This window comes from Hahella sp. KA22 (assembly GCF_004135205.1).
Taxonomy (GTDB): Bacteria; Pseudomonadota; Gammaproteobacteria; order Pseudomonadales; family Oleiphilaceae; genus Hahella.
This window is the reverse complement of record NZ_CP035490.1, coordinates 3,329,465-3,341,233: the sequence shown is the minus strand read 5'-3', so window position 1 is coordinate 3,341,233 and position 11,769 is coordinate 3,329,465. Positions and strand designations below refer to the sequence as shown.

At 58.8% G+C, this 11,769-nt stretch carries 6 protein-coding genes; all 6 read left to right on the top strand.

All coding sequences use genetic code 11. The annotated features are described in order from the left end of the window. The first annotated feature begins 154 nt into the window (after positions 1–154). Positions 155–4,573 carry a DNA glycosylase AlkZ-like family protein gene (locus tag EUZ85_RS14930; protein WP_127970043.1) on the top strand — a complete coding sequence of 1,473 codons (4,419 nt, stop codon included), beginning with the start codon at positions 155–157 and terminating at the stop codon, positions 4,571–4,573. Positions 4,574–5,107: 534 nt separating this feature from the next. Next, positions 5,108–5,815, top strand: coding sequence for a histidine utilization repressor (hutC, locus tag EUZ85_RS14925; protein WP_127970042.1), 708 nt, complete (start codon positions 5,108–5,110; stop codon positions 5,813–5,815). Positions 5,816–6,285: 470 nt separating this feature from the next. Further along, positions 6,286–7,497: an imidazolonepropionase gene (hutI, locus tag EUZ85_RS14920; RefSeq protein WP_127970041.1), complete on the top strand. Its 1,212-nt coding sequence runs from the start codon at positions 6,286–6,288 to the stop codon at positions 7,495–7,497. Further along, the gene (gene hutG, locus EUZ85_RS14915; RefSeq protein ID WP_241567038.1) at positions 7,490–8,449 is read left to right on the top strand and encodes a formimidoylglutamase; all 960 of its coding nucleotides are present in this window, start codon (positions 7,490–7,492) and stop codon (positions 8,447–8,449) included. The genes hutI and hutG overlap by 8 nt, the downstream gene beginning before the upstream one ends. A gap of 22 nt (positions 8,450–8,471) precedes the next feature. Continuing rightward, complete coding sequence (hutU, locus tag EUZ85_RS14910) at positions 8,472–10,145, top strand: urocanate hydratase (RefSeq protein WP_127970039.1); 1,674 nt, start codon at positions 8,472–8,474, stop codon at positions 10,143–10,145. 20 nt (positions 10,146–10,165) lie between these two features. Continuing rightward, a complete protein-coding gene (hutH, locus tag EUZ85_RS14905) occupies positions 10,166–11,698 on the top strand; it encodes a histidine ammonia-lyase (protein WP_127970038.1) in 1,533 nt (510 codons plus the stop codon). Positions 11,699–11,769 lie beyond the last annotated feature (71 nt).

Genomic DNA, 11,769 nt, shown 5'->3' with positions numbered 1-11,769 from the left:
GTTTCCTCGTCCCACAGAAACCAGACACAGGCGTTATACCTTCAATTCTTTACGCGAAGTGGGGAACCGTCAAACTTTCGCCGAATTCATATATGATTCAGATTACTTTTATCGGCAACCATTATTTACGACCACAAGGCGACAACGGTTTCTTATGTCCCAGGCGCTGTCTTTATTTCATCCACTTATCGCGGAATGGTTCACCGCCAACCTGGGCGCGCCTACGGATATTCAAACCAAAGCCTGGCCGCGCATCGCTTCCGGCGAGCACTGCCTGATCACAGCCCCCACCGGCAGCGGTAAAACCCTCACCGCCTTTCTCTGGGCCCTCAATCGCTTCGCCACCGGTGAGCTGCAACCGGGGCGCACGCGCGTACTCTACATTTCGCCACTGAAAGCGCTGAATAACGATATCCGCAATAATCTTAGCCGCCCGCTGGCGGAGCTGACAGCCTGCTTTGAGCGCCAAGGCGAGCCCTTCCCGGTTATCCGCGCACAGACCCGCAGCGGCGATACCCCCTCAGGCGAGCGCCGCCAGATGCTACGGCAACCACCGGAGATTCTCATCACCACGCCGGAAAGCCTCAACCTGCTGCTGAGTTCGCAAAGCGGCCTCACCCTGCTGCAGGATCTGGATACGGTCATCATTGATGAAGCGCACTCCCTGCTTGGCGTCAAACGGGGCGCTTACCTGATCTCCGCCGTGGAGCGTCTGGTGGATCTGTCCGGTGAGTTTCAGCGCATCGCCCTGTCCGCCACTATCAACCCCATCTCCGTCGCCGCGGACTTTATCGCCGGCTACGAACTGGAGGTCGCCCAGCCGGACTACGCGCGCCACCCTCAATACCGCAAGCGCCTGATTACACTGGTGGAATCCAACGCCGCCAAGCATTACCGGCTCAGCGTCAATTATCCGGCCGCCATCGCCCATCGCGGGGCGGACAAACACCTCTGGGACGCCCTGGCGGAAACCCTGCTGACGCGAATTCAGGGCAACCGGGCCACGCTGATCTTCACCAATAATCGCGCCCTGTGTGAAAAGCTCACCTACAAGATCAATCAGGCGGCGGACGCGATGGTGGCTTACGCGCACCACGGCTCGCTGTCGCGAGAGATCCGTACAGAGGTGGAGCAGCGCCTCAAGGGAGGCGAACTGGCCGCCATCGTCGCCACCAGCTCCCTGGAGATGGGTATTGATATTGGCGCCCTGGACGAAGTCGTACTGGTGCAGACCGCCGGTTCGGTGGCGGCGGCGATCCAGCGCGTGGGGCGGGCCGGACATAATGTCGGCGACGTCAGCGTCGGTTCTCTGTTTCCCACGCACCCGCAGGACTTTCTGGAATCCGCCGTGCTGGCCAAAGCCATCATGGAAAGAGACCTGGAGCCAGTACGACCGCTGCAATGTCCCCTTGATGTGCTGGCGCAGATAATTATCTCCATGACCGGGGTCGCAACCTGGGACCTGGACGAACTCTACGCGCATTTGCGCATGTCCAGCGTTTACCACCCTTTGCCCCGCCGCCAGTTTGATCTGCTGATTGACATGCTGGCGGGGCGTTATGCGGAGAGTCGTATCCGTGAACTGCAGGCGCGCATATCTGTGGATCGCCTGGACAATACGGTCACGGCGCGACCGGGCGCGTTGCTCTCGCTGTATCAGTCCGGGGGCGTGATACCGGATCGCGGCTATTTTCATCTGCGCCATCAGGACAGCAGCGCCCGCATCGGCGAGCTGGACGAAGAGTTTGTCTGGGAGGCGAAAATCGGACAAAGTTTCACTCTGGGCGCGCAATTCTGGCAGATTCAGAAAATCACCCACAACGATGTGTTCGTGCTTCCCGCCAAAGCCGGCGCGTCTACGCCGCCGTTCTGGAAAGCCGAATCCATCAGCCGCAACTTCCATTTTTCCGAGCGCATCGGCCTGTTCCTCAAGTATCTCGACACTGACCTGGACGCCACTGACCTCAACGCCACCCTGCAATCGCAATACTACATGACGGAAGAGGCGGCGGACTCCCTGCTGGATTTCCTGCGCCGTCAACGGGCGCACACGGGACGCCCTCTGCCGCATCGTCACCATCTGTTAGTGGAGATCGTCGAGTCTATCCTGGGACACAGCCACGGCCGTCAGATGGTGCTGCATACCGGTTGGGGCGCGGAAGTGAACCGCCCCTGGGGCATGGCGCTTGAAGCCGCCTGGCTGGAGTCCTTCGGCGAGCAGCCGGTGGTGTATGTCAGTAACGAGTGCATCGTCCTGCAGATGCCTGAGGAGATTCCCGTGGAAACCATTCTCTCTCTGGTTTCCCCGGAGCGGATAGAGGCTCTGTTACGCGCCCGTCTGGAAGGTTCCGGCTTTTTCGGCGCCCGTTTCCGAGAGTGCGCAGGCCGGGCGTTGCTGCTCAGCAAAGGCAAATTCAACGAGCGTCGTCCTTTGTGGATGAGTCGCTTACAGTCGCAGAAATTGCTGAACTCCGTGCTCAAGTACGAAGACTTCCCCATTCTGTTGGAAACCTGGCGCACCTGCCTGCAGGATGAGTTTGATATAAGCGCGTTAAAACAGCTGCTGGAGGAACTCCAGACCGGGCAGATTCAATGGTCCGTCGCCAACACCCGGACGCCCAGCCCCATGGCGCAGAATATCGCCTGGGAACAGGTCAACCTGTACATGTACAAGGACGACTCGCCCACCTCGGACAAGACCTCCAATCTCAGCGAGGACCTGCTGCGGGAGCTGCTGTATAACGATGAACTGCGTCCCACCGTAAACGCGGAGCTATGTCGTCGCTTTGAGCATAAACGCCAGCGCCTGACGCCGGGGTATGCGCCAGACAGCGCGCGGGACCTGTTGGACTGGGTCAAAGAGCGCGGCGCCATTCCGGATTCAGAATGGCGCGAGTTACTCGCCCGCATTGAGTCAGAGTCTGGTAAGGAGGCGCTGCAAGACATGCTGGCGGCGACGGAGGCCAAGCTCATTCGCCTGGAACATCGTGGCGCCCGGATTATGGCGGCGCGTGAAAACCAAGCTTCCCTCGCACAGGCGTTCTACCCGGAAACAGGCGAGGATGCGGAATCCGATGCGCTCTTCGATACGCTGCTGGGCGAATGGCTGCGTTTTTACGGTCCAGTATCCTTCTCGGAGATAAGCTGCTGGCTCGGCGTCGATCCACAGCGCCTGCAACGGGCTCTCGACGATCTGGTGGAAGCGCGCGCAATCGTGGCGGGCCCGCTGATCGAAGGGAACACTGAGCTGCGCTACTGCGACCGGGAGAACTTCGAAATACTCCTGCATATGGCGCGCAAGGAAGCCACGCCGGAATTCGCTCCCCTCCCCTTAGAGCAGCTTCCCCTGTTCTTACATTGCTGGCAGACCCAGGCGTGTGAACGTGATGACGATCCCCATGAGCGACTCTTCGATATTTTGCAGCGCCTGCAGGGAACGCCCGCTCCCGCCGCGCTGTGGGAGAATGAAATACTCCCCGCGCGATTGCCGGACTACAACCCGGCCTTGCTGGATCACCTGTTTCAGGAGTCCGACCTGGAGTGGCTGGGCGTAGAGGAAGGCAAAACTCTCTTCTGCTTCAACGCCGATCTGGATCTGCTTGACGCCCCCGCCCCTCTGAATGAAGCAGCCGCCAGCGAACTGCAGGCCCTGTTTCCAGACGCCGACAGCCGTTACGACTTCCAGGCCCTCTCAGGGAAAAGCGGACTGGACAACACTGCGCTGACGGAATGCTTATGGGGCTGGGTATGGAAGCAACGCGTCCACAATGACACCTTCGCCGCGTTGCGCAGAGGAGTGGAAAATCAGTTCACTATTCCCGACCTGCCCGCTCAGAGCTCCGGCAGACCTCCTTCGCGCCGGCGGGCCATGCGCCATTCCTTCGCCCAGTCAAAACAGGCGGCGAACAGTCCCGGAACATGGCGCCAGGTACGCTGGCCCCTGCGGCAGGAAGATCCGATAACGGAACAGGAGCGCGGCAAAGATCGCGCGCGCCTGCTGTTAAGTCGCTATGGCGTGGTATTTCGCGAGCTTCTGCAAAGAGAGCTTCCGGAAATGCGCTGGAGCGCGGTGTTTCGCTGTCTGCGTCTGATGGAGCTATCCAGAGAAATTATCGGAGGCTACTTTTTCAAAGATATCCCCGGCCCACAGTTCATTACCCCCATAGCCCTGCAAATGCTGCAGAACAGCCTGCCGCAGACGCGCGTCCACTGGCTCAACGCCAGCGATCCCATGTCTCTTTGCGGGCTGGGTCTGCCGGGCCTGAAACAGCGACTGCCGAAGCGTTTGGACTCCATCCATATGGCGTTTAGGGGGCCGGAGCTGATCATGACTTCTCGCCGCAATGGCAAACAGCTGGACATCACAATTGCGCCAGACCATCCAGATATCGACGCCTGTCTGGCGCCATTACGCAATCTGCTGTATCGCCCCCATCAGCCGCTCAAAAGCATCAACCTGGAAACCATTAACGGCGAGAAAGCCACAGACAGTCCTTACCTTATCCCTTTGAGCCGGATGTTCGACGTGCAGAAGGGATACAAAGACGTCGCGCTCAACCGCAAACTGCTGTGACGCCCGCCATCCGCGGGCGCCTGAGACATCAACCCAATGCGATACCGCTTACCGCAAACATAATCGCCACCAGATAAAACAGAAATACCTTCAGATTCGCTGGAACAACCGGATAGGAATGTGTCGGGAGGTGGTGTTTGATCAACATAGCTTCGCTCCTCTGTTGTTGTCGGCGTTCTAGCCACGCCTGCAGGGGAACGGATGTAGCAACTCGCAAAAAGCCGGCCGCGGTATCCTGCAGGGACTCCTCTGGCTAATCAGAGTTCCCTCGGCGAGCACAACACAGGCACTACGTTGGATACAGCGGACACAGACGGCGTCTGACTGGAAGAGAATGCTCTATCCAACGCCCGGCTCGCTAGTAAGCATAGACTCTGTTCATAAAATGCACTAATCAAATGTAAATATTTGTATACAGTCTGGTCGGGTTGCGCTTATTCATTACAACCTCCTGATTCGCCGCTAAAATGCCTATACAATATGCGCCCGAGTCATCGGCGGCTTTCGTCAGGCAATCGCAAGGACAATTTATTCGTGTCATCCAAACCCCGGTTTCAGCAGGTTAAAGACTTCATCGTCAGCGGCATTGAGAGCCAGCGCTATGTGGTCGGCGGGCGCATTCCCACGGAAATGCAGCTGGCGCAGCAGTTTCAGGTTAGCCGCATGACTGTGCACAAGGCGATACGGGACCTGGTGAACGAAGGGCGTCTGGTGAGATATCAAGGGCAAGGCACCTTCGTCAACGACGCCAAGCCCACCTCTTCTTTTCAGGATATCCGCAATATCGCGGAAGAAATCAAAGCCCGGGGGCATAAGTACAGCGCACGCATCGTCAAGCAGGAGCAATTGTGCGCCTCCTCTAATGTGGCGGTACAGTTGGGCATTAAAACCGGCGTAGCGGTGTTTCACACTTTAATCGTCCATCTGGAAGACGGGGTGCCGGTGCAACTGGAAGATCGCTACATCAACCCTTTGCTGGCGCCGGAGTATCTGGACCAGGATTTTTCCGTGGTCACGCCCAACCAATACCTTACGTCCGTTTATCCGGTTTCCGATGTGGAGCATATTATTGAAGCGGTGCTGGCGGCCCCGGATCAGTGTGAGCTGCTGGAAATCAATATCAGTGAGCCCTGCCTGCGCATCTACCGTCGCACCTGGAGCCGTCAGCAATTAGTCAGCAGCGCCCATCTGACTTATCCTGGCAGCCGCTATCGCCTGCAATCCGACAGTCACTTTTCATAGACATCGCCTCTTTACTCATCTCTACTCAATAGAGATCATCAAATCAGATTATCTTGCAGTCGCGCCACCGACGACTGACAGCCGCAGTCACGTCTTCCGCGCGGACTGACTCTTGTGGTTTTCCTTATTTTTTCCCCCAACTGCAACCATCTTGCCTTTAGATCAAGCAGTTACCGGCCGCATATTTGTATATACATTTAAAGTTCCCAGTCTCACAAAACCCCGCTGAACGCAAGCTGAGAGAACGCAGAATTCGCTACATTCGCACCAGCTCCCAAATTCATAAAATGTCTTAAACCCTCTATTTTTATAGCCATTATGGAATACACACACTGTCTCCAGGCTACGCAAAACCGGTTTTGGTGTGCGTTATGAGAAGAAATTTTTCTCGTCTCCCCTCTTGCGCAAAATGCGTTTTTTGTCTTTAAATGTATATACATTTATAAAAACACTGCAGAGAGCGAGATTTTATGGATTGGTGGATCAACGCCAGGATCGCCACCCTTGATCCTGACGCCCAACACGCTTACGGACTGCTGGAAAACCACGCACTCGGCGTGGCGCACGGCAATATCGAAGCCATCGTTCCCATGTCTGAATGGGATGGCGGCGCGTCCGATAACATTACTGACGCCAATGGCCGCCTTATTACCCCCGGCCTGGTGGATTGTCATACCCATCTGGTTTACGGCGGCGACCGCGCCGCTGAGTTCGAAATGCGCTTGCAAGGCGTTTCCTACGCGGATATCGCCAAGCAGGGCGGCGGCATAATTTCTACCGTGCGCGCCACCCGCGCAGCCACCGAGAAAGAGCTGTTGCAACAGTCCGAGAAACGCTTGCTGGCCTTACTGCGCGAAGGCGTGACCACCGTGGAGATCAAATCCGGCTATGGCCTGGACCTGGAATCAGAGCTGAAGATGCTGCACGTAGCGCGACGTCTGGGGCAGCGCTATCCGGTCAACATCCGCACCACCCTGTTGGCGGCTCACGCCTTGCCTCCCGAATACGCCGGCCGCTCCGACGACTATATCTCCTGGATCTGCGAAGAAGCCCTGCCCATGGCCCATGAGCAAAAGCTCGCTGACGCCGTGGACGTATTCTGTGAATCCATCGCTTTCACCCCAGAGCAATGCCGCCGGGTGTTCGAAGCCGCACAGAAACTGGGCCTGCCGGTGAAAGGCCACATGGAGCAACTGACGTTGAGCGGCGGCAGCGCGCTGGCGGCCGAATTCAACGCGCTTTCCGTCGACCATGTGGAATATCTGGACGAAGCCGGCGTACAAGCTATCGCGGCCTCCGGCACGGTGGCGACGCTGCTGCCCGGCGCCTTTTATTTTTTACGGGAAACCCAGCGTCCGCCCATGGAGTTGCTGCGCAGGCACAAAGTTCCCATGGCTCTGGCCACTGATCTCAATCCCGGCTCCTGCCCTCTGGCGTCGATGCGCCTGATGATGAACATGGGCTGCACCTTCTTTGGCATGACGCCGGAAGAAACGCTCGCCGGCGTCACGCGCCATGGCGCCAAGGCGCTCGGCATGCAGGACCGCATCGGGCGTCTGGCGCCGGGCATGGCGGCGGATTTCATTGTCTGGGATTGCCAGCACCCGGCTCAGTTGAGCTACGAATTCGGCGTCACCGGTCCGCATCAACGCGTTTTTCATGGAGAAATTCACAATGTCTGAGACAAAAGTCTGGTCAGGACGCATCGACAGCGCCGACGGCCCCGCCGCCGTACGCTGGCACCAGCAAGTTCGCGCACCGCAGGAAGACAGTCCGGCGGGCGTGTCGTTGATCGGCTATCCCTGCGATCTCGGCGTCTATATCAATAAAGGCCGCGTGGGCGCCGCGAACGGCCCTGACGAAATCATCAAAGCCCTGGCGAACCTGCCCTGGCGCCTTTCCCGGCCGGTTTATGACTGCGGCAACATTCAGTGGGAAGGCGAACTGGAAGACGCCCAGGCGGCGCTGGCCAACAAAGTATTCAAACAGCTGCAGGCGGGGCACAATCCTATCGTATTGGGCGGCGGACATGACGTCGCCTGGGGCAGCTTTCAAGGTCTGCGTCGGCACCTGGATCAAGCAGCGCCGGACAAAGTGCTCGGCATTCTGAATCTGGACGCTCATTTCGATCTGCGCAGCGACAGCGAAGGGGCCAGCTCCGGCACGCCTTTCCAGCAAATCGCCAAGTACTGCAAGAACACCGGCAAGCCATTCCACTACGCCGTATTCGGCATCAGTGAATACGCCAATACCCAGGCCTTGTTCGACCGCGCCGACAAACTTGGCGTCACCTATTTGAAGGACACCCATTGCGGCTTCACCCAATTGGGGCCGATGCTGCGCGCCCTGGACGCGTTCTTGAGCAAAGTGGACTGCCTGTACCTGACGATTGATTTGGACGTACTGCCCGCAGCCACCGCCCCTGGCGTCAGCGCCCCCGCCGCCTACGGCGTACCACTGGAAATCGTCGAGGCCATGCTGGACGCCATTCAGCGCAAAGCGCTGCCGGTGTTGATGGCGGATATCGCCGAATATAACCCGACTTACGATATTGACAGCAGAACCGCCCGCGTCGCCGCACGACTCGCCGCGCGCCTGGCCGGTCTGCTGGGCAAACCAACAACAAAAGCGTAGAAGTAACTCACAGGAGAAACCGATGAAAGATCCTCGCCATGACGACCAGAGAGAGATCCGCGCCCCACGCGGCTCAGAGTTGAACGCCAAGTCCTGGTTGACCGAAGCGCCGCTGCGCATGCTGATGAACAATCTGGACCCGGAAGTCGCCGAGCACCCTAAATTCCTGGTGGTGTATGGCGGCATCGGCCGCGCCGCCCGCGACTGGGAATGCTTCGACAAAATCGTGGAAGTGCTGAAGCGCCTGGAAGATGACGAGACGCTGTTGGTGCAATCCGGCAAACCGGTAGGCGTATTCAAGACTCACGCCGACGCGCCCCGCGTTCTGATCGCTAACTCCAACCTGGTGCCCCACTGGGCCAACTGGGAACACTTCAACGAGCTGGATAAGAAAGGCCTGATGATGTACGGCCAGATGACCGCCGGCTCCTGGATCTACATCGGTTCTCAGGGCATTGTGCAGGGCACTTACGAGACTTTCGTTTCCGTCGCCAAGCAACATTTCAACGGTGAAGCCCACGGCAGATGGATTCTGACCGGCGGTCTGGGCGGCATGGGCGGCGCGCAGCCCCTGGCGGCGACCATGGCCGGCTTCTGCATGCTGGCGGTGGATTGCGATCCCAGCCGCATCGAGTTCCGTCTTCGCACGCGCTACCTGGATAAACAGGCGAAGGATCTGGACGAAGCGTTGGCGATGATCGAAGACGCCAAAAAGAGCGGCGAAGCGATTTCTATCGGCTTATTGGGCAACGCAGCGGACGTATACGCGGAGCTGGTCAGGCGCGGCGTTACTCCTGACGTGGTCACCGACCAGACTTCCGCTCACGACCCGCTGAACGGCTACCTGCCGCAAGGCTGGACTATGGAGCACGCAGCGGAAATGCGTCTGAAAGACCCTGCCGCCGTGGTTAAAGCGGCCAAGCAATCCATGGCGGTGCAAGTGCAAGCCATGCTGGCGTTACAGGAAGCCGGCGCGGCGACTCTGGACTACGGCAACAACATCCGTCAGATGGCGCTGGAAGAAGGGGTGAAGAACGCATTCGATTTCCCCGGTTTTGTGCCCGCTTACATTCGTCCCCTGTTCTGCGAAGGCGTAGGGCCTTTCCGCTGGGCGGCGCTATCCGGCGACCCGGAGGACATCTACAAAACTGACGCCAAGGTCAAAGAACTGATTCCCGACAATCCGCACTTGCACAACTGGCTGGATATGGCGCGCGAGCGCATCAGCTTCCAGGGTCTGCCGGCGCGTATCTGCTGGGTGGGCCTGAAAGACCGCGCCCGTCTGGGTCTGGCCTTCAACGAAATGGTGCGTAACGGCGAACTGAAAGCGCCTGTAGTTATCGGCCGCGACCACCTGGATTCCGGCTCCGTCGCCAGCCCCAACCGGGAAACTGAGAGCATGATGGACGGTTCCGACGCAGTTTCCGACTGGCCATTGCTGAACGCCATGCTGAACGTCGCCGGCGGCGCCACCTGGGTGTCTCTGCATCACGGCGGCGGTGTAGGGATGGGCTTCAGCCAGCATTCCGGCGTGGTGATCGTCTGTGACGGCAGCGAAGCGGCGGATCAGCGTATCGCTCGCGTGCTGCGCAACGATCCCGGCACTGGCGTAATGCGCCATGCCGATGCGGGTTACGACATCGCTCGTAATTGCGCCAAAGAAAACAACCTCGACTTGCCGATGCTGAAAGACTAATGCGTAGCGGAGTACATAACGTGAATGAGCTGTTAATTAACCCCGGTCAACTTACCTTGGCGGATCTGCGCAAAGTCAGCCGCGGCCCGGTGAAACTGTCACTGAGCGAAGACGCCTACCGCGTCATGGATAAATCCCACGAAGCCGTCGCTCGCGTCATGCGCGAAGGCCGCGTGGTCTATGGCGTTAACACCGGGTTTGGCCTGCTGGCCAACACCCGTATCGCCGAAGATCAACTGGAAGTGCTGCAGCGCTCCATCGTACTGTCTCACGCAGCAGGCACCGGCGACTTCATGGACGACGCTACTGTGCGCCTGATGATGACGCTGAAAATCAATGCGCTGGCGCGGGGCTACTCCGGCATTCGCAGCCTGGTGGTGGATGCGCTAATCAAGCTGGTGAATGCTGAAGTCTATCCGATTGTGCCCAAGAAAGGCTCCGTAGGCGCTTCCGGCGATTTGGCCCCACTGGCGCATATGAGCTGCGTGCTGCTGGGCGAAGGCCAGGCCAGACATGACGGCAAAATCGTCGACGCCATGACCGCCCTGGATATCGCCGGCCTGCAGCCTGTCACCCTGGCGCCGAAAGAAGGTCTTGCTCTGCTCAACGGCACGCAGGCCTCCACGGCGTTCACCCTGGAAGGCTTGTTCTTCGCTGAAGATCTGTACGCGGCGGCCACTGTTACCGGCGCAATGAGCGTGGAGGCCGCCCTGGGCAGCCGCACTCCTTTCGATCCTCGTATTCATGACGCCCGCGGCCAGAAAGGCCAGATCGACGCGGCGGTCATGTATCGCCACTTGCTGGCGGACACCAGTGAGATCGCGCAGAGCCACAGCAACTGCGGCAAGGTGCAGGACCCTTACTCTCTGCGCTGCCAGCCTCAGGTCATGGGCGCCTGTTTGACGCAAATCCGCAACGCGGCGGAAGTACTGCAGGCGGAAGCCAATGCGGTGTCCGATAATCCGCTGGTATTCGCCGACGAAGACGACATTCTGTCCGGCGGCAACTTCCACGCGGAGCCAGTCGCCATGGCGGCGGACAATCTGGCGCTGGCGCTGGCGGAAATCGGTTCTCTGTCCGAACGCCGTATGGCCCTGTTGATCGATCCGAACATGTCCAAGTTGCCGCCTTTCCTAGTGGACAACGGCGGCGTGAATTCCGGTTTCATGATCGCACAGGTGACCAGCGCCGCGCTGGCCAGCGAGAACAAATGTCTGTCCCACCCTTCCAGCGTGGACAGCCTGCCGACATCCGCCAACCAGGAAGACCACGTGTCCATGGCGACCTACGCCGGCCGTCGTCTGACCGACATGGCGGACAACACCCGCGGCATTCTCGCCATTGAGATTCTGGCCGCCACTCAGGGCATGGATTTCCGCAGCCCGTTGAAGTCCTCTGCATTGGTGGAGAAAGCGCGCAAGTCAGTGCGTCAGGTGGTGCCGTTCTACGATCACGACCGTTACTTCGGCCCAGACATCGAACAAGCCAAGCAACTGCTGGCCTCCGCTGTCTTCAACGAGTGGCTGCCGCAAGGCATGATGGTCAGCTTCTAACCTGCCGTTAGAACTACCCAAAGAAAAAGCCGGACTCGATTAAACGTCCGGCTTTTTACTTTAGGGCGCGC